19 protein-coding genes and 3 pseudogenes are annotated in these 19422 nt (G+C 57.7%); 6 read left to right on the forward strand and 16 right to left on the reverse strand.

Annotation, left to right across the window (positions count from 1 at the left end):
- Nucleotides 1-12: 12 nt before the first annotated feature.
- Nucleotides 13-186, reverse strand: a pseudogene (locus tag HV318_RS22455) (ISNCY family transposase); the annotation flags it as partial.
- Nucleotides 187-224: 38 nt separating this feature from the next.
- A pseudogene (locus HV318_RS22460) lies at nucleotides 225-1286 on the reverse strand (ISNCY family transposase); the annotation flags it as partial.
- Nucleotides 1287-1458: 172 nt separating this feature from the next.
- Between HV318_RS22460 and HV318_RS22465 the strand changes: the two are divergent.
- Nucleotides 1459-1863, forward strand: coding sequence for a TIR domain-containing protein (locus HV318_RS22465; RefSeq protein ID WP_071846040.1), 405 nt, complete (start codon nucleotides 1459-1461; stop codon nucleotides 1861-1863).
- Between the two features lie 38 nt (nucleotides 1864-1901).
- On the opposite strand, the gene HV318_RS22470 is transcribed toward HV318_RS22465, so the two are convergent.
- Complete coding sequence (locus tag HV318_RS22470; RefSeq protein ID WP_182274661.1) at nucleotides 1902-2444, reverse strand: SLATT domain-containing protein; 543 nt, start codon at nucleotides 2442-2444, stop codon at nucleotides 1902-1904.
- 209 nt (nucleotides 2445-2653) lie between these two features.
- Between HV318_RS22470 and HV318_RS22475 the strand changes: the two genes are divergently transcribed.
- Nucleotides 2654-3816, forward strand: a protein-coding gene (locus HV318_RS22475; protein ID WP_085947598.1) for an IS3-like element IS3 family transposase whose coding sequence is annotated in 2 segments (ribosomal slippage) — nucleotides 2654-2915 and nucleotides 2915-3816 — 1164 coding nt in all. Because the reading frame shifts where the segments join, the coding sequence is not laid out codon by codon here.
- 23 nt (nucleotides 3817-3839) lie between these two features.
- On the opposite strand, the pseudogene HV318_RS22480 reads toward HV318_RS22475, so the two are convergent.
- Nucleotides 3840-5180, reverse strand: a pseudogene (locus HV318_RS22480) (Tn3 family transposase); the annotation flags it as partial.
- Between the two features lie 35 nt (nucleotides 5181-5215).
- Nucleotides 5216-5821: a recombinase family protein gene (locus HV318_RS22485; RefSeq protein ID WP_000509966.1), complete on the reverse strand. Its 606-nt coding sequence runs from the start codon at nucleotides 5819-5821 to the stop codon at nucleotides 5216-5218.
- 94 nt (nucleotides 5822-5915) lie between these two features.
- Here HV318_RS22485 and HV318_RS22490 point away from each other — a divergent pair, with 94 nt between their 5' ends.
- The 3 genes from HV318_RS22490 (at nucleotide 5916) to HV318_RS22500 (ending at nucleotide 10477) form a co-directional block, all read left to right on the forward strand.
- Entirely contained in the window at nucleotides 5916-8813 is a 2898-nt protein-coding gene (locus HV318_RS22490) for a Tn3-like element Tn5403 family transposase (RefSeq protein WP_001553819.1), read from the forward strand.
- Between the two features lie 75 nt (nucleotides 8814-8888).
- Nucleotides 8889-9218: a DM13 domain-containing protein gene (locus HV318_RS22495; protein ID WP_260329869.1), complete on the forward strand. Its 330-nt coding sequence runs from the start codon at nucleotides 8889-8891 to the stop codon at nucleotides 9216-9218.
- Nucleotides 9206-10477, forward strand: coding sequence for an MFS transporter (locus HV318_RS22500; RefSeq protein WP_004357638.1), 1272 nt, complete (start codon nucleotides 9206-9208; stop codon nucleotides 10475-10477). Before HV318_RS22495 ends, HV318_RS22500 begins: the two co-directional genes overlap by 13 nt.
- Before the next feature lie 30 nt (nucleotides 10478-10507).
- On the opposite strand, the gene HV318_RS22505 is transcribed toward HV318_RS22500, so the two are convergent.
- The 11 genes from HV318_RS22505 to HV318_RS22555 all read right to left on the reverse strand — a co-directional run bounded on the left by HV318_RS22505 (nucleotide 10508) and on the right by HV318_RS22555 (nucleotide 16253).
- Nucleotides 10508-10909, reverse strand: coding sequence for a RidA family protein (locus HV318_RS22505; RefSeq protein ID WP_004099044.1), 402 nt, complete (start codon nucleotides 10907-10909; stop codon nucleotides 10508-10510).
- 106 nt (nucleotides 10910-11015) lie between these two features.
- Nucleotides 11016-11465 (reverse strand): hypothetical protein, encoded by a 450-nt coding sequence (locus HV318_RS22510; protein WP_004099042.1) that lies wholly within the window; start codon nucleotides 11463-11465, stop codon nucleotides 11016-11018.
- Between the two features lie 87 nt (nucleotides 11466-11552).
- Nucleotides 11553-12125 (reverse strand): hypothetical protein, encoded by a 573-nt coding sequence (locus HV318_RS22515; RefSeq protein WP_004099040.1) that lies wholly within the window; start codon nucleotides 12123-12125, stop codon nucleotides 11553-11555.
- A gap of 91 nt (nucleotides 12126-12216) precedes the next feature.
- On the reverse strand, nucleotides 12217-13185 hold the full coding sequence (locus HV318_RS22520; RefSeq protein ID WP_032640602.1) for a magnesium and cobalt transport protein CorA: 969 nt from the start codon (nucleotides 13183-13185) through the stop codon (nucleotides 12217-12219).
- A 36-nt stretch (nucleotides 13186-13221) separates the two neighbouring features.
- Nucleotides 13222-13779, reverse strand: coding sequence for a recombinase family protein (locus HV318_RS22525; RefSeq protein ID WP_003100847.1), 558 nt, complete (start codon nucleotides 13777-13779; stop codon nucleotides 13222-13224).
- Nucleotides 13773-14144, reverse strand: coding sequence for a hypothetical protein (locus HV318_RS22530; RefSeq protein WP_003100853.1), 372 nt, complete (start codon nucleotides 14142-14144; stop codon nucleotides 13773-13775). Before HV318_RS22530 ends, HV318_RS22525 begins: the two co-directional genes overlap by 7 nt.
- Entirely contained in the window at nucleotides 14141-14641 is a 501-nt protein-coding gene (locus HV318_RS22535) for a hypothetical protein (protein WP_003100856.1), read from the reverse strand. Before HV318_RS22535 ends, HV318_RS22530 begins: the two co-directional genes overlap by 4 nt.
- Nucleotides 14638-14964: a hypothetical protein gene (locus HV318_RS22540; protein ID WP_003100858.1), complete on the reverse strand. Its 327-nt coding sequence runs from the start codon at nucleotides 14962-14964 to the stop codon at nucleotides 14638-14640. Before HV318_RS22540 ends, HV318_RS22535 begins: the two co-directional genes overlap by 4 nt.
- Before the next feature lie 254 nt (nucleotides 14965-15218).
- Nucleotides 15219-15575, reverse strand: a complete 357-nt coding sequence (locus HV318_RS22545) for a cupin domain-containing protein (protein WP_003465043.1) — start codon at nucleotides 15573-15575, stop codon at nucleotides 15219-15221.
- Nucleotides 15565-15966, reverse strand: coding sequence for a HepT-like ribonuclease domain-containing protein (locus HV318_RS22550; RefSeq protein WP_001293886.1), 402 nt, complete (start codon nucleotides 15964-15966; stop codon nucleotides 15565-15567). The genes HV318_RS22545 and HV318_RS22550 overlap by 11 nt, the downstream gene beginning before the upstream one ends.
- Nucleotides 15963-16253: a nucleotidyltransferase family protein gene (locus HV318_RS22555; RefSeq protein ID WP_001247892.1), complete on the reverse strand. Its 291-nt coding sequence runs from the start codon at nucleotides 16251-16253 to the stop codon at nucleotides 15963-15965. Before HV318_RS22555 ends, HV318_RS22550 begins: the two co-directional genes overlap by 4 nt.
- A 158-nt stretch (nucleotides 16254-16411) precedes the next feature.
- Between HV318_RS22555 and HV318_RS22560 the strand changes: the two genes are divergently transcribed.
- Nucleotides 16412-19378 (forward strand): Tn3-like element ISPa38 family transposase, encoded by a 2967-nt coding sequence (locus tag HV318_RS22560; protein ID WP_015065644.1) that lies wholly within the window; start codon nucleotides 16412-16414, stop codon nucleotides 19376-19378.
- The last annotated feature ends 44 nt before the right edge of the window (nucleotides 19379-19422 follow it).

A 19422-nucleotide genomic window follows, 5' to 3' on the forward strand; every position in this document is an offset into this window, starting at 1 on the left:
TTTAATCGCTCGTTAAACATTGGAACTTTTCTCAGAACGTGACTGCAATGTCTTCAACGCATCTAACATGTCGTCGCCGTTCAGTGAGCGCTGCGATTATTTCTCTGTTGGTTTTCTGCGCCGCCGCAAAGAGCCATCACCGGCAGGGATCGCCTGTGAACGGTTGTTATCGCGTTTATCCTGAACATCAATCTAAATTGAAATGTCCGCATGTAGGTTATGTTTCAGCCTTTGCCGAAGATGTCTTTACTCCGGGTCTGAAGTTGCTGCAGGGCTTCCAGCATGTCGTTATGGTCCAGACTTCGTTGTGATTTCTTGCCGGGTTGTTTCTTTCTGCGTGAGGTCTGGCCGTCCAGTGATGGCAGGGCCTGTGAGCGGGTGTTGTCCCGTTTGTCCTGAACCAGCTTTATCATTTCCAGGGCACGTCCCAGACGCTTGTTGTCGATGATGGCGCCCTGGTCCAGTTCTCCCAGTCGGTCGTAAGTGGTAAAGGGCAGGGAAGTGCCGCTGGCCCGGAGCTCAATGTCACCATCCGGGTATTGCCATACCTCGATGTACTTCCCCTGAAAACGCCGGTTTTCTTCATTATCTTCAAGCAGATAAAGCTTTTTATCATACTGTAATGTCAGGTTTTTCGAGACCTTACGCTGCTCGCGCCAGGTGAATGTCGCCTGCAGGTTTTCGCCATTATCCAGCTGGCGATGTACGTCAAAATCGTGACGTGGCGGCTTTGCAAACCGACGGTTGTAATCTTCCATGAACTCATCAGCAAAGGCGTTTGCAGCCTCAGGTGTGCTGATACCGCGGAGCCGCAGTTCCTTGACCAGGCGGTCCTGTAATGTCAGATGAGCCCGTTCAACACGCCCCTTGGCTGAACTGGTGTTGGCACAGATACCAGTGATATTCAGCTCGTTCATGGCACGACCAAACTGAGTCTGGCCATCTCCGCCGGTGGCCTGCTTGTTGTTGATCCTGAAGACGCTGGCTTTGTCGCTGTAGAATGCCAGAGGCTTACCGTAGCGCTCCAGATATCCCCGGGTGGCTTCAAAATAGGTGAACGTGGACTCCGAACTGACGAACAGAAGCTGCATCAACCGACTTGTTGCATCATCAACGTAAACGAGCAGCGTGCAGGCCGGACCACGGTCCTCGAACCAGCGATGTTCACTGCCATCAATCTGGATGAGTTCGCCGGTGCAGGCCCGACGTGGGCGTGGCTGATGCACACGAGGTGGCCGTAACTTACGAGGGATCCATAAACCATCCCGGGTCATAAGCTTACGTAGGGGTTTGACGGTCAATGATGTAAAAAACCACGCCAAGACGATAACTTTCTGTTTTTAATGAATTAACATAAGCCTCTGTGTTAGTGAGGTTTTTCCCGATGATACCCTTGATAAACTAAGTCACAGTCCCCATATTATTAATGGGAATATAACTAATAATTGCGGGGGATTTATGGCTAGAGATTTAAATATTTTTATTAGTCATTCGTGGGGGAGTCACGACGAATTACTACGACTGCGTAACCTTCTAAATGCAAGACCCTATTTTAGGGCTGAATTCTCTGAAGTTAGCAAAGATATACCTATTAATTCAGTGAATGCTGATTACATCAAAAGAGTTCTTGGCGAAAAAATTCGCAACAGTAATGTATTACTTGCTATAGCTGGAATCTATGCAAGCCATAGTACTTGGATGGAGTGGGAGATGGACACCGCAATTAGACATGGAGTTCCCGTTATTGGTGTTATTCCACATGGTGCATCAAGAGTATCTCAGGTTGTAGCTAATCGTTCTGTCGAACAGGTTCGGTGGAGCACAGAAAGTATTGTTGATGCTATTCGTCGACGTGCCAAATAATACAATAAGGGGAACTTTACAGTTCCCTTTGTCAGATTTTATACAATTCGTCTCGCTTGCCATTGTGTATGTTCCCGTGAAAATGCTGTCTCAGCATCACGAATAAAATCTAAAAAATCTTTTTCGCTAGAAATATAATAAGATTGCTCTTTTATTAGACCAATTTCATGTGCTGTAAGGGCATACGATGCCGAAAGTTCATTATACTTTTTAATTTGCACCCAGCCTATGAGAGCAGAAATTATTGTTGTAATTAGCTCTGTTGGTAACGAGGTAGATTGACTTGGTTCTTTAGCAAGGTATGCTGTCATAGCAAGGGATAAAACATAGAGAATCAGTATAGCCACCGCCCACCCCTTACCAATCCTTTTGTTGAATAGAGATTTTTTAGCATACCATGTCCGTTGATCTTCAATTCTTTGTTCTACGTAAAGATCTCTTCTTTGTTCATAGCTCATTTTTCTAATAGTTTTTAAACAAATGCTGAATTGGTCTCCTTCAAGATTATTTAGCGCTTTTGTCTGAATCGCATATTTACTATCTTTTAAGATATTTTTTAAGTATTGGGGTTTGAGAGCCAATGGAACGAAAACGTACGCTAAGAAGTTAATTCATTGTTTAAATTGAAATTTAGTTCTCTCAGTTCCCCCTTCAAAATATCCTCCGGTAGCGTAAACGTATAATGCCCCAGCATATTGATATGCCCGTGCATCAGTGGGGACAACTGATCTTACCCAGCAATAGTGGACACGCGGCTAAGTGAGTAAACTCTCAGTCAGAGGTGACTCACATGACAAAAACAGTATCAACCAGTAAAAAACCCCGTAAACAGCATTCGCCTGAATTTCGCAGTGAAGCCCTGAAGCTTGCTGAACGCATCGGTGTTACTGCCGCAGCCCGTGAACTCAGCCTGTATGAATCACAGCTCTACAACTGGCGCAGTAAACAGCAAAATCAGCAGACGTCTTCTGAACGTGAACTGGAGATGTCTACCGAGATTGCACGTCTCAAACGCCAGCTGGCAGAACGGGATGAAGAGCTGGCTATCCTCCAAAAGGCCGCGACATACTTCGCGAAGCGCCTGAAATGAAGTATGTCTTTATTGAAAAACATCAGGCTGAGTTCAGCATCAAAGCAATGTGCCGCGTGCTCCGGGTGGCCCGCAGCGGCTGGTATACGTGGTGTCAGCGGCGGACAAGGATAAGCACGCGTCAGCAGTTCCGCCAACACTGCGACAGCGTTGTCCTCGCGGCTTTTACCCGGTCAAAACAGCGTTACGGTGCCCCACGCCTGACGGATGAACTGCGTGCTCAGGGTTACCCCTTTAACGTAAAAACCGTGGCGGCAAGCCTGCGCCGTCAGGGACTGAGGGCAAAGGCCTCCCGGAAGTTCAGCCCGGTCAGCTACCGCGCACACGGCCTGCCTGTGTCAGAAAATCTGTTGGAGCAGGATTTTTACGCCAGTGGCCCGAACCAGAAGTGGGCAGGAGACATCACGTACTTACGTACAGATGAAGGCTGGCTGTATCTGGCAGTGGTCATTGACCTGTGGTCACGTGCCGTTATTGGCTGGTCAATGTCGCCACGCATGACGGCGCAACTGGCCTGCGATGCCCTGCAGATGGCGCTGTGGCGGCGTAAGAGGCCCCGGAACGTTATCGTTCACACGGACCGTGGAGGCCAGTACTGTTCAGCAGATTATCAGGCGCAACTGAAGCGGCATAATCTGCGTGGAAGTATGAGCGCAAAAGGTTGCTGCTACGATAATGCCTGCGTGGAAAGCTTCTTTCATTCGCTGAAAGTGGAATGTATCCATGGAGAACACTTTATCAGCCGGGAAATAATGCGGGCAACGGTGTTTAATTATATCGAATGTGATTACAATCGGTGGCGGCGGCACAGTTGGTGTGGCGGCCTCAGTCCGGAACAATTTGAAAACCAGAACCTCGCTTAGGCCTGTGTCCATATTACGTGGGTAGGATCAAACCGGGCGATATCTTCAACCCCGATTTCTTCTCCATTACTGCGTATCCAGCTCAGGGCTTCCTGCATATAAAGTGTGTTCCACAGTACCACTGCGTTAGTGACCAGGCCCAGTGCCCCCAGCTGATCTTCCTGACCTTCACGATAGCGCTTTCTGATCTCACCGCGCTGCCCGTAGCAGATCGCCCTCGCCACAGCATGGCGGCCTTCCCCCCGGTTTAGCTGCGTCAGGATCCGCCGACGATAATCCTCATCATCAATATAATTAAGAAGGTACAGCGTCTTGTTGACGCGCCCCACTTCCATGATCGCCTGTGCCAGCCCTGATGGGCGCGAGCTTTTCAGCAAAGAGCGAATGAGTTCTGAAGCATGAATGGTGCCCAGTTTCAGCGAACCGGCGGTTCGCATCATCTCATCCCACTGATCCTCGGCTTTCGACAGATCGGCACAACCACGTGCCAGTTCGTCCAGTGCACCGTAATTTGCCGATTTATCCACTCGCCAGAATACCGCTTCACCGGCATCGGCAAGCCGGGGGGAAAACTGGTATCCCAGCAGCCAGAAGAGGCCAAAAATAATGTCGCTGGTACCGGCTGTGTCTGTCATGATCTCAACCGGATTCAGCCCTGTCTGCTGCTCCAGAAGGCCTTCCAGCACAAAAATGGAATCTCGTAATGTGCCGGGGACAACGATGCCGTGGAATCCAGAGTACTGATCAGAGACGAAGTTGTACCAGGTGATGCCACGTCCGGAACCAAAATATTTTCTGTTAGGTCCTGAATTGACGGTTTTCACCGGCGTGACAAAGCGCATGCCATCAGCTGAAGCCACTTCGCCACCACCCCAGCGGCCAGCAAGCTCCAGTGTGGACTGAAAATCAACCAGGCGGGCATTGGCGCTGACCAGCGTTTCTGCCCGGAGGTAATTCTGTTTTACCCAGCTAAGCCGGTGGCGCGTCAGCGCCGGTATATTGTGCTTTATCAGCGGTTCCAGCCCGATATTGCAGGCCTCTGCCATCAGGACCGCGCACAGGCTGATGTGCAGATCCTGTGCCCGGGCCCCGGATTCACTGACATGCGTAAACTCACGTGTAAATCCCGTTCTGGCATCTATTTCAAGCAACAGTTCCGTCAAATCTACTGGCGGGAGTAGCAGCCTTACCCGACTGTTGAGACGATGCAACGATGTTGGCTCCTCCAGTTTCTCCAGGCTGCTGATAGTCAGGGAAGGATGTTTACCGTCATGGCAAATATGAACCTCCGCATTTCCTTCAAAGCGGGATGCGACGGTTTTCCAGGTTTCATCTAGCTGGACCGCCAACTGTTGCACGCCTTTATGGGGTCGGTTCCGGCTGAGGGCGAAATGACACCCTAAGCGTTAGCTCTGTGTCGTTGCACGATGTCAGCGACGGTATTCTTGCTGATACCGAGCTCGCGTGCGATCCAGCGATAGCTGCGTCCCTCGGCCCTCATCGCAACCACCTTAGGCAAAAGTCGGTCTGATTTTGGTCGCACTCCGGCCTGACGACCAAGCCTCTTACCACGTGCCTTCGCAACAGCAAGGCCTGACTTGACCCGCTCGCTGATGAGATCCCGCTCAAACTCCGCAATGCCGGAAAGAAACGTCGCCAGCATTCGTCCATACGGCGACGAAAGATCGAACGCCATTCCATTCATGGCTATCACGGAAACCTTCCAGTTCTCCAGTTCACGTAGCGTATTGAGCAGATCGAGCGTCGAGCGCCCCCACCGGGAAAGCTCAGTGACCAGGATTGCATCAATTTGTCTGGACTGGGCAAGCGCCAGGACTTTCTTTCGCTCGGCCCGGTCGAGTTTAGTTCCTGAACCTGTTTCCTTAAATATTCCCACCACGTCGTAGCCGGCACGGCCGGCGAAGGCTCGCAGATCAAATTCCTGGCGTTCACAAGACTGATCCGCTGTTGAAACCCGGCAGTAAATGGCGGCACGATGTCCCAATTGAACCCTCCTGGATTTTTGTATCGGAACGCCCTGATTTATATGGGCTGGCTGTTGTCCAAAACAGACTATACTTCAAAAGGGACGAATTTGTATGTCACGACGCCATATTTTCACCGAACGGCAGCGAGCAGCGCTGTTCGATCTGCCCACGGACGAACTGTCGCTACTGAAGTTCTACACGCTGGGCGATGATGACCTGGAAAACATTAGGCAGCGCCGCAGACCGGAAAACAGGATTGGCTTTGCCCTGCAACTTTGTGCCTTACGATATCCGGGCCGTGCACTGGCTCCTGGTGAGATGATCCCGCGTGAAGTCCTTTCCTTCGTCGGTGCTCAGCTTGGAGTTCCGGCTGATGCGCTTCTCACTTATGCCACACGGCGCCAAACCCGTCAGCAGCACATGGACACGCTGCGCGAAATTTACGGCTACAAGACCTTCACGGGCCGTGGTGCCCGTGATCTGCGGGAGTGGACTTTCGGCCAGGCCGAAGATGCCAGATCAAACGAGGATCTTGCTCATCGTTTTATTGTGCGGTGTCGGGAAACTTCCACCATTCTGCCCGCAGTATCGACAATCGAGCGCTTGTGCGCGGATGCTCTGGTCGCCGCTGAGCGGCGGATTGAAACGCGGATTGCGGAAAATTTAACAGCGGATGTTCGCGATCACCTGGACAAACTTCTGAGTGAAATGCTCGCCGGCAATATCAGTCGTTTCATCTGGCTTCGCAACTTCGAGGTTGGTAACAACTCGGCTGCTGCTAACCGTTTGCTCGACAGGCTCGAATTTCTGCGTACCCTGAATATCAATCATAGTGCTTTGGCCAGCATACCTGCCCATCGCATTGCCCGGCTGCGTCGGCAGGGTGAACGCTACTTCACCGACGGTTTGCGTGACATCACTTCGGACCGCCGCTGGGCGATCCTTGCCGTCTGTGTTGTGGAGTGGGAAGCGGCGATTGCTGATGCCATAGTCGAAACCCATGACAGGATCGTAGGAAAAACCTGGCGGGAAGCGAAGCGCCAGCATGACGAAACAATTTCCGGCTCTAAAGCCACACTCACGGATACGATCCGTACCTTCACCGCGCTGGGAGCTTCGTTGCTTGAGGCCCGCAGTGACGGAACCCCGCTGGAGATGGCTGTCGCCAGTTCGGTTGCATGGGACCGGCTCGCTCAACTGGTAGCGACAGGGACTCAACTCAGCAACACGCTAGCCGATGAGCCTCTTGCATATGTCGGGCAGGGATACCATCGCTTTCGTCGTTATGCGCCCCGCATGTTGCGCTGTCTGAAGCTCGAAGCCGCGCCGGTCGCCGGACCATTGGTAGCAGCAGCTTTGTCGATCGGAGAGATGAAAGGTGTTGCATCGCCAGAAAGGCGTTTCCTGCGGCCCAGCTCCAAATGGAACCGTCATTTACGAGCTCAGGAAAAAGGAGATACCCGTCTTTGGGAAGTGGCGGTACTCTTTCACCTCCGGGATGCTTTTCGTTCCGGAGATGTCTGGCTCGCTCATTCGCGCCGCTATGGTGACCTCAAGCAGGTACTGGTGCCGATGATCGCGGCGCAGGAAAATGCAAAACTGGCCGTGCCTTCCAACCCACAGGATTGGCTGGCAGACAGAAAGGCGCGACTCACGATCGCTCTTAAGCGGCTGGCCCGGGCTGCCCGTAACGGCACTATTCCGCACGGTAGCATAGAAGATGGAACGTTGCGGATCGACAGGTTGACAGCAGACGTGCCGGATGGTGCCGAGGCACTCATACTGGATCTGTATCGCCGAATGCCGTCCGTTCGGATTACCGACATGCTGCTTGAAGTTGATGCAGCCCTTGGTTTCACAGATGCGTTTACCCATCTGAGAACCGGGGCTCCATGTCGCGACCGGATCGGTCTGCTCAACGTCCTGCTCGCTGAAGGGCTCAATCTGGGCCTGCGTAAGATGGCGGAAGCTACAAACACGCATGATTACTGGCAGCTCTCACGCCTTGCCCGCTGGCATGTTGAAAGCGAAGCCATGAACCAGGCATTGGCAATTGTGGTGGCCGCGCAGGGTAAACTGCCGATGTCACGCGTCTGGGGGATGGGCACGTCAGCATCGAGCGATGGTCAGTTTTTCCCGACAGCGCGGCATGGCGAAGCCATGAACATGGTCAATGCCAAATATGGTTCTGTTCCCGGCCTCAAAGCGTATACTCACGTAAGCGACCAGTTCGCGCCATTCGCTTGTCAGTCGATCCCGGCGACCGTGAGCGAGGCACCGTATATTCTCGATGGACTACTGATGAACGAGGTCGGTCGCCATGTTCGCGAACAGTATGCCGATACAGCAGGATTCACCGACCATTTGTTCGGAGCCAGTAGCCTGCTCGGCTACAATCTCGTTCTGCGAATCAGGGATCTGCCATCGAAGCGGTTGTACGTATTTAATCCCGATACGACCCCCAGGGAGTTACGCAAGTTGGTAGGTGGAAAAGCCCGGGAGGATCTTATCGTTGCGAACTGGCCTGATATTTTCCGTTGTGCCGCGACGATGACCGCTGGCAAAATCAGGCCCAGCCAACTCCTGCGCAAGCTCGCTTCTTACCCACGACAAAACAACCTTGCAGTTGCGCTTCGTGAAGTTGGTCGTATTGAACGGACCCTTTTCATTATTGAGTGGATCCTGGATACGGACATGCAGCGGCGTGCTCAGATCGGTCTTAACAAGGGAGAGGCCCACCATGCGCTCAAAAATGCGCTCCGTATCGGGAGGCAGGGGGAAATTCGCGATCGCACGACAGAGGGGCAGCACTACCGAATCGCTGGGCTCAATTTATTGACTGCGGTGATCATTTACTGGAATACCGTCCATCTTGGTCATGCCGTCACGGAGCGGCGGAACGAAGGGTTGGATGTTCCCCCTGAATTTCTTCCCCACATATCCCCATTGGGCTGGGCGCACATTCTACTGACTGGCGAATATCTTTGGCCCAAGGAACCGAAAGCTTAGGGTGTCATTTCGCCCTCAGCCGGAACCGACCCCCTCTACGCAGGGCGTCTGGCCCGCGATCTCAAAGGCAGCGACCTGCTTCACTGGGGGGAAGGCGAGATCCGGGTCTCGCGCGACCGTATCGCCCATATCGGGCGCCTCGCCCCTGGTCCCGACTACAAGCTCTACCTCGCACCACGTTTCGTCGACACGAAGGAGGCCTTTCTCCTAATCAAGGACAGATCAGTCCGCGTGGGCGATGTGAAGACGTTCAACGGCTTCATCGTCGAGGTGCCTGCCGGCATCGATGTCCGTGACTACAACACGGTCGTCATCTGGTGCGAAGCATTCGACCAGTTCATCAGTGCGGCAGAGTATCAACCCTCAAGTCAGGCCCGAGAACGAGCCCGGCGATGGATACCATGAGGTCGGCGGGCAAGCGCGGCCTCGTTCTCGCGCCGGTGGCGGCGCTGCTGCTGAGCGTCGCCGCTCTGCTGCTGGGCAATGGCCTGCTGAGCACGCTCCTGATCGTGAGAGCCGGCCATAAGGGGTTCTCGACCGGCGCGATCAGCGCGATGATGTCCTTCTATTTCGCGGGTTTCACGATCGGCGCGCTCGTGTTGCCACCGATCATCGTCTCCGTGGGACATGTCAGAACCTTCGCCGGCTTCGCGGCCATTGCCTCGATGACCGCCCTTCTCCATGTGGCGTTCGTGGAGCCGATCGCCTGGATGCCGCTTCGCCTGATTACCGGCTTCGCCTACGCGGGCATGATCCTCGCAACGGAGAGTTGGCTCAACGCCCACGCATTGCCATCCACACGCGGGCAGCTCCTGTCGATATTCGGAGTTGTCTCTATGGGCTCATGGGCAATCGGGCAGGCGTTACTCAACATCGCACCGCCCGCCGACGTGACATTGTTCCTCATCGTGTCGCTGCTGATATCAGCGGCGGTGGTTCCGATCACCTTGCTGCCCAGTCATCCGCCGGCCCAGGTGGAACAGGAATGGGTCGCGTTCAGGGACCTCGTCCTCGTATCACCTCTCGCTGCGGCTGGCGCTTTCCTGGCCGGCCTGGCTATCGGTGGTTTCTGGGGCATGGGCGCGAACTTCGCCCAGAGCATCGGCCTCGATGTGGGCGGTATCTCCGCCTTCATGGCTGCGGTTCTTGGTGGAACGCTCGCCTTCCATTGGCCACTCGGTTGGCTTTCGGATCGAGTGCCCCGGAATCTTGTCATCGCCGGTGCGGCGCTGGCGTCCGCAGCGTCTGCCATCGGCGTAGCGTTGGCGGTGGAAGCGCCTCTGCCGCTGCTCCTTGCGGCAGGTGCGCTGTTCGGCGGCTTTGGCATCCCGATTTATTCGTTGTGTCTCGCCGTCGCAAACGACGATCTTCCGGCCGGTCGGCTACTCGGCACCGCGCGCGGGCTTCTGTTGCTCAACGGGATCGGGACAGCCGCTGGCCCCCTAATAGGAGCAGCTGCAATGAATATCGTCGGCCCTGGCGGCCTGTTCCTTTATGCGGCGGCGTTGCTCACGCTCCTGGCAGTGCTGGCCATCGCCCGCAGGCAGCCGAGGCGCGCCAACCAGGCCAAGGCGGCCCCCCGTTCTCCGAGCACGCCGATGATAACCGGATCTCTCGATACGATGATATGCATGGAGAAGCGGGCGCAGGGCGTGCGGGATTAGCGCGGCACGGCGCCTGCACGAACCGCGGGGTCAGGCGATGATAGCTGTTACGCGAATTTCGATACGCATGGTTGGAAGCCCCAGCGCTTCGATTCCCAACTGCGTCCAGATTGGAGCGCGGTCGGGCATGTAGTGGCGATACAGCTTGGCCATTGTTTCGTTGATCACGGGAGGGAATCCACCGACGTGATAGGAATTGACGTGGACCACATGCGGCCAGCGTGCTCCGGCGGTCGCGAGCGTCCGTTCCACGTTCTTGAACGCCTGCTCGATCTCTTCCTCAATCGACTCCGGAATGACGAGATCGTCGTTCCATCCGCCCTGTCCGGAGATCTCCACGCGGTCACCAATGCGCATTGCCTGAGAATAATGAAGCGCGTCATGCAGGCGCGTCCCGTATCCGGGGGTGATGAAGAATGAAGGTGTTGTCATGAGTTTGCCTTTGATGAGCCAGGTCAACGCGGCTGCAAGTGACCGTATGCATGCAGAAAGAGATGCAGGGCGTTCGGCACTAGCGCGCCGGCTGCGGTGGAGGGCTTTATTCCACGTCTTCTACGGTGAGGTCCCGGCCGTTGAACTGCACGGTCTCCCCGGCTCGGGCACCCTCGATCGCTTCGAAGATCGGCGCCATCGTGGAAATGCCCATGAGCTCACGCCCCTGACAGGTAAACTTGCTCGTTGACACCGCGATCACAAAGTGGCGGCCGGACAGCTTGACGACAGCGCCTTCGTTGACGGCCAACTTGGGGCCGAAATCGATCGTCCTGAGCTTTTCGAGTTTATTGGCGTAGTCATGGAGCGTGTCATCGAGCGCTTCAGCGAAGTCGCTCGCGACCTCGGCCTGAGCTAGTTCGTCGTTTTCGATCGGTTCGCTCCGATCGAGCCGAGCGGTAGAGACATAGTCCAGGTAGTTTTCGCGAGCGCTGTGCAACGCTGCTGTCTCCAGCAAGAGCATAGTTTCTCGTATGTGGTCCTTGTTCCAGTCCATAATCACCTCCTAATTTTCGATGTTCTTAAAGTTCAGCCTGCAGATGTGTGGGCCAGGAAGGCCAGCCTTTCCGGCTAAGCGACACCGCTATTCGTCGCTGATGACGTCTTCGCCCTGGTATGGAACCCTGATCAGCCGAGGATCTCGAATGATGCTCGTGACGAGCCAGACATATTCCTGCTCGGCGGTATCGAAGCCGAGGATGCTGAAGGATTGGCCGAAAGGGCATGGCGGGAAGTCTGGAAAGCCCTCGCGCAGAACGTAACGCTCGGGATCGCTGTGAAACTCGCTCTTGTAGACTTTCCGTAGTCCGTGCTTGCTCGGCGCGTCCTGGTCACCTGCCGGTGCTGTTTCCCGATGCGCCACAAGGCGCTCGGACAAGTCGCGGGGGCAGATTTCGTGGAACACGTCGAAGGCGTCGATCAACAGGCCTTTATGCTCTGTCGCCGGATCGGTGATCGCGTAGATGTTGGAGGCATCTTCGCCGTCGTCCCCGCTCTCGAGGCGCAACGCCGCATCGACGCGAATGCTGCATGCATCGAGGGTTGACCCTAGTTCGAGATCGACGAGATTGCCGTCCTTGACGCGGTATTCGCGGTCATAGCCTTTGGCGATGAATGACTGGACTGCTTCTAGAACGTCGGTCACCTGGGAGGTCATGGAAGCACCTTCATCTTGAACTGGATTGGACACGCTCGCGCACAAAGCGCGCTGTGACTCGGCGGACGGAGAAGCTCGCGAAGTGCGTTACTCATAGCCACTTGGCCTTCTTGAAGCGCATGAATAGGAGAAGGCAGAACACCGCTATCACTCCGAGCACGACGAAGTAGCCATATGGCGTGTCCAGTTCCGGCATGTGCTTGAAGTTCATGCCATATATTCCGGCGATCGCCGTCGGGACCGCCAAGATCGCCGCCCAGGCCGCGAGCTGGCGAGTGACCACACCGATCCTTTGCGCTTCCAGAAGGCTGCTGGCCTCGAAGACCGTGGACAGGACAAGCAGGAGGCCGTCGACCATGGACTGCACGCGGTGGACATGGTCCGCGACGTCGTGGAAATATGGTGTCATTTCGGCGCTGATGCAGGGAAAGTGGCCGCGAACGAGCTTTCGCACCAGCTCGGCCATAGCCCCGAGCGTGCGCTGGAACCGCGTGAGTTCGGACCTTAGTTCGAAGATTCGCGCCACCTCTTCTGGCTCGAGGAAATCGTGCAGCGACCGTCGCTCCATCGCCAGGACGTCGTCCTCGATCATTTCGAAGATGGGCAGATACTGGTCGACCACTCGGTGCAAGATCGCGTGCAGCACATAGTCGACACCCTTGCCGAACTGCGTCGGCGATGCCTCGAGTTGCTCCCGAAGTTTGCCCAGCGCTCCGGCATTGCCGTGCCGCACGGTGATAAGGTGATTGTGACCGGTGAAGATCGCCATCTTGCCGTAGCTGATCCGGTCGCCGACCAGCTCGGCGGTCTGGGCGACGACGTACAACTCATCGTTGTAGACCTCGAGCTTGGGCGGGCACAGCGGGTGCATGGCGTTGTCGATCGCCAAAGGATGGAGGTTATACGTCGTCTGGATCGCGCTGAGTTCGTCTGCGGTGGGCTCGCTAAGCGCGATCCAGCAGAAGCCCGAGCGATTCTCGTTTAGTTCGACGTGCTCATCGAGCCTGATTTCACGGACTCGCTTACCTTCGTTGTAATAATATGCGGCGATAATGGTCATGCAGGGGTCGTCTCAGAAAACGGAAAATAAAGCACGCTAAGCGTGCGTGGAGGCTGGCACCCAGCGGTACAGCGTCGGAATGGACACGCCGAGGTTCTTGGCCACGTCCTTGGGCGGCACCCCGCTGGCCAGCAGCTTCTTGGCCGACTCGATCTTGCTGTCGGTCATCTTCGGCTTGCGGCCGCCTTTGCGGCCGAGCTGCTTGGCGACTTCCAGCCCGGCGCGGGTGCGCTCGACGGTCAGCTCGCGCTCCATTTCGGCAAGGCTCGCCATGACGTGGAAGAAGAACCGCCCGGATGGTGTGCCGGTGTCGATGGAGTCGGTGAGGCTCCTGAACTGGACACCGTGCTTGTGCAGATCGCCGACCAGATCGACCAGTTGCTTGACCGACCGGCCCAGCCGGTCGAGCTTCCAGACGACCAAAGTATCGCCTTCGCGCAGCATTTCGAGCGTCTTGGCCAAGCCAGGCCGGTCTGCCCGCGTGCCACTCACCTTGTCCTCGAAGACCTTTTTACATCCGGCCTTGCTCAAGGCTTCGCGTTGCAGCTCCAGGTTCTGATCCTGCGTCGAGACGCGCGCATAGCCAATCAACATGGCTTGTCTCGCGCCCGGTCGATGCGTTCCTGCATCGCCTGCATCACTTCTTCGTGGGTGTACGATCTGGCGTTGGCGTCGGTGGCTTGCCGCAGGGCTTCCTCAACCTCGCGCGTCATCCGCTCGTAATCCTCCGGCCACAGCGCTTGCTCCATGCGCAGCGACGCCTGACCCAGCAGGTGCAGCAGGCTGAACAGCCGCATGTCGTTGGTGGCGACGATGCGCTCCCGAATCTGCTCCTGAATAGCTTCGCTAGCCCGATGCGCTTGTGGTGTGGCAGTCCCCTCGTAGTCAGCGGGGAATTCCGCTTCCTCGGCAATCCTTGCCCAGGCGCTGGCCAGCGCCTCGATGGTTGACGTGCTCATTTCCGCCGCTCCTGTGCTCTTTGGCGAATCAACCGGCCAAGGGGCCTCGACGCGAAAACCAGCAGCATCACGCCTATCGGATACCAGGTCGAGAAGACCACCAAGGCATCGAAGGCTGGCCGTCCGGTGTTGGTAGGCAGTACGGCGGTCACAGCCATCAACCCGCCGACCGTCCAGATGATGCGCCACACGTAGGGCATCACGCGGGGCACGTAGCCGTCATCGAAAGCGGTCTGGTAGTAGCGGCGCAGGCCGCGCTCGGCAAGCGCCTGGCGCTGCCGCTCCGACAGCGCATCCGTCCGGCCATACCAGCGCCGGAATGGTGGACAGCGCAGCAGCAAAGGGGTGAAGAGGATCATCACCGCCACGATCGCGACACCCCACGCCATGACGGCGCCGGCATCGGGCCGCTTGGCGTTCTCGATCACGGGCGCGAAGACGCCCGGAGCACCGATCATCCAGAACAGCGCAATGTGCTGATGGAAGGAGAGCTTCATTTGCTCATCCACTTGCGCAGCAGGCGCTTTTTCAGGGAGGCGCGTTCTTGCGGGTTGCGTCCCTTGTGATTGGCGATGCGATCCGCCGTGGCGGCCTGGCGCTTGACGGGCCAGTAGGAGCGGCCATCCTTGCCCATCGACCAGACGCTGCTGGCCTGGTTTTCCAGCAGGGGCAGATGGGCGCTCAGGGCTTCGGGCGACGCGCTGGTCAGCGCCGTGCGCTCACGGGTGCGCCAGCGCTGATGCCAGAGCTTCTTGTCCTCGCGCTCGCTGCCGCAGGTCGTGTGCCCGACGATGGGTGTTTTGCGGCGGCTGCGGCTCATAACGTAGTGGTCTCCAAGAACATTCAGGACTGATCCCAGGCGTCGATGGTCAAGACCTGATCGGCAGGACAGGCGGCTACGCGGTCGGGAACTGGATGGTGTTCAGTCTCATGCCGACCCCATTCGATTGATCGCGTCGCTTGCGGCACGCTGCGACGCAAGGAGGTTTGCGACCTGGTTTAGCAGCCGTGTCCGCTGCATGTCTGTTACCTATCTCCCCGACCGCTCATTGGACCAACTCCAGAGATTGGGCTCTATCGCTCAGCCAATACGAAACCGGCATTGGCTGATGCCACAACCGAGACGAACACAAATGGCTCGGTACCTGTATTTCGCGCCCCGTGCACTTGGCCCGGTCTTGCCACGGCTATCTCACCTTCCCTGAGGGCACGAACAATCCCATTGCCCTGAAAGTAATCAGCCATTCCCGACAAAACAGTCCACGTGTCTTGGCCGTGAGGATGAATGTGAGCCGCAATTTCCTGCCCGGGATGGACATGCCAAACCACGATAATTGAGTCTCGGGTTTCAAGCACAACGGAACGAATAGGCTCGCCTTCGGACGGCTGAACATACTCGGCTACAGAAAATATTCTCGATTCAACAGTCATCGGAGATCCCTCTTTCACAGTTGTCGTTACGGTCTTCATCGTCGGCATCCTGACGCACGGCGGGCAATTGCTGGAGCAACGCCGGCAGCCATTCCTGTACCGTCTCCCACACCACATCGAGGTTGATGTCGAAATAGCCGTGAGCCATGCGATTACGCATATTGCGCATGCTGCGCCACGGCACGTCGGCATGCGCCTGGGTGAACTCGACGTAGCCATCCATCACCTTTGTGGCCGCCTCGCCGATGACGATCAGGCTCATGATGACGGCCTGCTGGGTGCGCTTGTCGGCCAAGAAGTCGTCCTTGGCCATCCCTTCCACGAAGCTGCGCGCATCGGTTGCGGCCTGCTGAATGTGGTCGAGGTAATCGGGCAGGCGGTTCTCGCTCATATCGGTTGCGCCTCCGCGAGCACCTTGGCCCGGAACTTCGGCGGCAGGTCGCCGGGAGTCAGCAGATCGACGTCAACGCCGAGCAGCGATTTCAGTTCTTCTTCCAAATCGCCCAAGTCCAACAACGTGGCACCGGGCAGCGCATCGACCAACAGGTCGAGGTCGCTGCCATCCCGGTCGGTGCCATGCAGCACCGAGCCGAAGACGCGCGGGTTCGCGGCGCGAAAGCGGCCTACCGCTTCACGCACTGCGCTTCGCTTCATGTCAAGCACAACAGACGGTCGCATGCGCATCCTTTCTTATCGAAACTCGTTGAGATGATATGCAATCAAGAATAGAATTTCAAGAACTATTTTCGAGAATCGCAATGCCTTGATTCCCGTGCCGCGCCGGTTGCCTTGGCGGGCTTGTCACAAACCTACGTTTTCAAGAAGAAGGAAACCGCATGCCCCGCCGTTCGATCCTCTCCGCCGCCGAGCGCGAAAGCCTGCTGGCGTTGCCGGACACCAAGGATGAGTTGATCCGTCACTACACGTTCAGCGAAAGCGACCTCTCCATCATCCGGCAGCGGCGCGGCCCGGCCAATCGGCTGGGCTTCGCGGTGCAGCTCTGCTACCTGCGCTTTCCCGGCGTCATCCTTGGCGCTGATGAGCCACCGTTCCCGCCATTGCTGAGACTGGTCGCCAACCAGCTCAAGGTCGGCATCGAAAGCTGGGACGAGTACGGGCAGCGTGAGCAGACCCGACGCGAGCACCTGGTCGAGCTGCAAACGGTGTTCGGCTTCCAGCCGTTCACGATTGGCCACTACCGGCAGGCTGTCCAGTTGCTGACCGAGCTGGCCATGCAAACCGACAAGGGCATCGTGCTGGCCAGAGCCTTGATCGAGCACCTGCGGCGGCAGTCGGTCATTGTGCCCGCCCTCAACGCCGTCGAGCGGGCGAGCGCCGAAGCGATTACCCGCGCCAACCGGCGTCTCTACGACGCCTTGGCTGAGCCGCTGACGGACGTGCATCGCCGTCGCCTCGACGATCTGCTCAAGCGCCGCGACAACGGCAAGACGACGTGGCTGGCCTGGCTGCGGCAATCCCCGGTCAAACCGAACTCGCGGCACATGCTGGAACACATCGAACGCCTCAAGGCGTGGCAGGCGCTCGACCTGCCCTCCGGCATCGAGCGGCTGGTTCACCAGAACCGGCTGCTCAAGATCGCCCGCGAGGGCGGCCAGATGACGCCCGCCGACCTGGCGAAGTTCGAGCCGCAGCGGCGTTACGCGACCCTGGTGGCGCTCGCCATCGAGGGCATGGCCACCGTCACCGACGAAATCATCGACCTGCATGACCGCATCCTGGGCAAGCTGTTCAATGCCGCCAAGAACAAGCATCAGCAGCAGTTCCAGGCATCCGGCAAGGCGATCAATGCCAAGGTGCGGCTGTTCGGGCGCATCGGCCAGGCGCTGATCGAGGCCAAGCAAGCGGGCCGCGATCCGTTCGCCGCCATCGAGGCCGTCATGTCCTGGGATGCTTTCGCCGAGAGCGTCACCGAAGCGCAGCGGCTCGCGCAACCCGAGGACTTCGATTTCCTGCACCGCATCGGCGAGAGCTACGCCACGCTGCGCCGCTACGCGCCGGAATTTCTCGACGTGCTCAAGTTGCGGGCCGCGCCCGCCGCCAAGGACGTACTCGACGCCATCGAGGTGCTGCGCAGCATGAACAGCGACAACGCCCGCAAGGTGCCCACCGACGCGCCGACCGAGTTCATCAAGCCGCGCTGGCAGAAGCTGGTGATGACCGACACCGGCATCGACCGGCGCTACTACGAACTGTGCGCGCTGTCGGAGCTGAAGAACGCGCTGCGCTCCGGCGACATCTGGGTGCAAGGCTCGCGCCAGTTCAAGGACTTCGAGGACTACCTGGTGCCGCCCGCGAAATTCGCCAGCCTCAAGCAGGCCAGCGAATTGCCGCTGGCCGTGGCCACCGATTGCGACCAGTACCTGCATGACCGGCTGACGCTGCTGGAAACGCAGCTCGCCACCGTCAACCGCATGGCGCTGGCCAACGAGCTGCCGGACGCCATCATCACGGAGTCGGGCCTGAAGATCACGCCGCTCGATGCGGCGGTGCCCGATACCGCACAGGCCCTGATCGACCAGACGGCGATGATCCTACCGCACGTCAAGATCACCGAATTGCTGCTGGAGGTAGACGAATGGACGGGCTTCACCCGGCACTTCGCCCACCTGAAGTCAGGCGACCTGGCCAAGGACAAAAACCTGTTGCTGACCACGATCCTCGCCGACGCGATCAACCTGGGCCTGACCAAGATGGCGGAATCGTGCCCCGGCACGACCTACGCCAAGCTGGCCTGGCTGCAAGCCTGGCACATCCGCGACGAAACCTACGGGGCGGCACTGGCCGAGCTGGTCAACGCGCAGTTCCGACATCCCTTCGCCGGGCATTGGGGCGACGGCACCACGTCATCGTCGGACGGCCAGAACTTCCGCACCGGCAGCAAGGCCGAGAGCACCGGCCACATCAATCCGAAATACGGCAGCAGCCCAGGGCGGACGTTCTACACCCATATCTCCGACCAGTACGCGCCGTTCCACACCAAGGTCGTGAACGTCGGCGTGCGCGACTCGACCTACGTGCTCGACGGCCTGCTGTATCACGAATCCGACCTGCGGATCGAGGAGCACTACACCGACACGGCAGGGTTCACGGACCACGTCTTCGCGTTGATGCACCTGCTGGGCTTCCGCTTCGCCCCGCGCATTCGTGACCTGGGCGACACCAAGCTCTACATCCCGAAGGGCGATGCCACCTACGAGGCGTTGAAACCGATGATCGGCGGCACGCTCAACATCAAGCACGTCCGCGCCCATTGGGATGAAATCCTGCGGATGGCCACCTCGATCAAGCAGGGCACGGCGACGGCCTCGCTGATGCTCAGGAAGCTTGGCAGCTACCCGCGCCAGAACGGCCTGGCCGTCGCCCTGCGTGAGCTGGGACGCATCGAGCGCACACTGTTCATCCTGGACTGGCTGCAAAGCGTCGAGCTGCGCCGCCGCGTGCATGCCGGGCTGAACAAAGGCGAGGCGCGCAACGCGCTGGCCCGCGCCGTGTTCTTCAACCGCCTGGGGGAAATCCGCGACCGCAGCTTCGAGCAGCAGCGCTACCGGGCCAGCGGCCTCAACCTGGTGACGGCGGCCATCGTGCTATGGAACACGGTCTATCTGGAGCGGGCCGCGAACGCCTTGCGTGGCCACGGTCAAGCCGTCGATGACGGCCTGTTGCAGTACCTGTCGCCGCTCGGCTGGGAGCACATCAACCTGACCGGCGATTACCTCTGGCGCAGCAGCGCCAAGATCGGCGCGGGCAAGTTCAGGCCGCTACGGCCGCTGCAACCGGCTTAGCGTGCTTTATTTAATGAGATGGTCACTCCCTCCTTCCCAGTACT

Origin of the sequence: Enterobacter sp. RHBSTW-00901, from assembly GCF_014103115.1 — a bacterium.
Classification (GTDB): Bacteria; Pseudomonadota; Gammaproteobacteria; order Enterobacterales; family Enterobacteriaceae; genus Enterobacter; species Enterobacter cloacae_P.

What these genes read in the sequence shown, in the direction of transcription:
- HV318_RS22465 (WP_071846040.1), top strand. Translation starts at nt 1,459, where the DNA reads ATGGCTAGAGATTTAAATATTTTTATTAGTCATTCGTGGGGGAGTCAC.
- HV318_RS22490 (WP_001553819.1), top strand. Translation starts at nt 5,916, where the DNA reads ATGTCACGACGCCATATTTTCACCGAACGGCAGCGAGCAGCGCTGTTC.
- HV318_RS22500 (WP_004357638.1), top strand. Translation starts at nt 9,206, where the DNA reads ATGGATACCATGAGGTCGGCGGGCAAGCGCGGCCTCGTTCTCGCGCCG.
- HV318_RS22505 (WP_004099044.1), bottom strand. Translation starts at nt 10,909, where the DNA reads ATGACAACACCTTCATTCTTCATCACCCCCGGATACGGGACGCGCCTG.
- HV318_RS22510 (WP_004099042.1), bottom strand. Translation starts at nt 11,465, where the DNA reads ATGGACTGGAACAAGGACCACATACGAGAAACTATGCTCTTGCTGGAG.
- HV318_RS22515 (WP_004099040.1), bottom strand. Translation starts at nt 12,125, where the DNA reads ATGACCTCCCAGGTGACCGACGTTCTAGAAGCAGTCCAGTCATTCATC.
- HV318_RS22520 (WP_032640602.1), bottom strand. Translation starts at nt 13,185, where the DNA reads ATGACCATTATCGCCGCATATTATTACAACGAAGGTAAGCGAGTCCGT.
- HV318_RS22525 (WP_003100847.1), bottom strand. Translation starts at nt 13,779, where the DNA reads ATGTTGATTGGCTATGCGCGCGTCTCGACGCAGGATCAGAACCTGGAG.
- HV318_RS22530 (WP_003100853.1), bottom strand. Translation starts at nt 14,144, where the DNA reads ATGAGCACGTCAACCATCGAGGCGCTGGCCAGCGCCTGGGCAAGGATT.
- HV318_RS22535 (WP_003100856.1), bottom strand. Translation starts at nt 14,641, where the DNA reads ATGAAGCTCTCCTTCCATCAGCACATTGCGCTGTTCTGGATGATCGGT.
- HV318_RS22540 (WP_003100858.1), bottom strand. Translation starts at nt 14,964, where the DNA reads ATGAGCCGCAGCCGCCGCAAAACACCCATCGTCGGGCACACGACCTGC.
- HV318_RS22545 (WP_003465043.1), bottom strand. Translation starts at nt 15,575, where the DNA reads ATGACTGTTGAATCGAGAATATTTTCTGTAGCCGAGTATGTTCAGCCG.
- HV318_RS22550 (WP_001293886.1), bottom strand. Translation starts at nt 15,966, where the DNA reads ATGAGCGAGAACCGCCTGCCCGATTACCTCGACCACATTCAGCAGGCC.
- HV318_RS22555 (WP_001247892.1), bottom strand. Translation starts at nt 16,253, where the DNA reads ATGCGACCGTCTGTTGTGCTTGACATGAAGCGAAGCGCAGTGCGTGAA.
- HV318_RS22560 (WP_015065644.1), top strand. Translation starts at nt 16,412, where the DNA reads ATGCCCCGCCGTTCGATCCTCTCCGCCGCCGAGCGCGAAAGCCTGCTG.